At 67.6% G+C, this 386-nt stretch carries 1 protein-coding gene; it reads left to right on the top strand.

What is annotated here, in order from left to right; translation table 11 throughout:
* Positions 1-386, top strand: a 386-nt coding sequence (locus AC1DDH_RS20765) for a fatty acid desaturase (RefSeq protein ID WP_476956262.1), incomplete at both ends; no start/stop codon positions are given.

Raw genomic sequence — 386 nt, 5'->3', positions numbered from 1 at the left:
GCCCTGCTAGGCGCCGCACCACTTGGCATCTGGCTGCCATACGGCATCTACCGGCGCTCACATCTGGAGCACCATGCTGCGGACCTCACCCATCCGGATGGCGATCCGGAAAGCTACTTCCTGTACGCCGGTGACTGGCACGCAGCCGGGCCGCTGGTGCGCAGGCTCTACGCGGCGCGCAATACGCTGACAGGGCGTGTGTTGCTCCAGCCGGCGTTTGCCATTGCCTCGATTGGCGCCGATGCCGTGGGCCGGGTTCGCCACGGCAACTGGGAGGATGTGCCGACGTGGATCGCCCATCTGCTGGCGCTAGGCGTGCTGCTGGTGTGGCTCGATACCTCCTGCGGGATGCCGGCGTGGCTGGTGCTGGCGGGCGTGGGATACCC

The sequence above is a fragment of the Arthrobacter sp. 10T425 genome (assembly GCF_056393985.1).
This window is presented reverse-complemented; position numbering and strand designations above follow the sequence as displayed.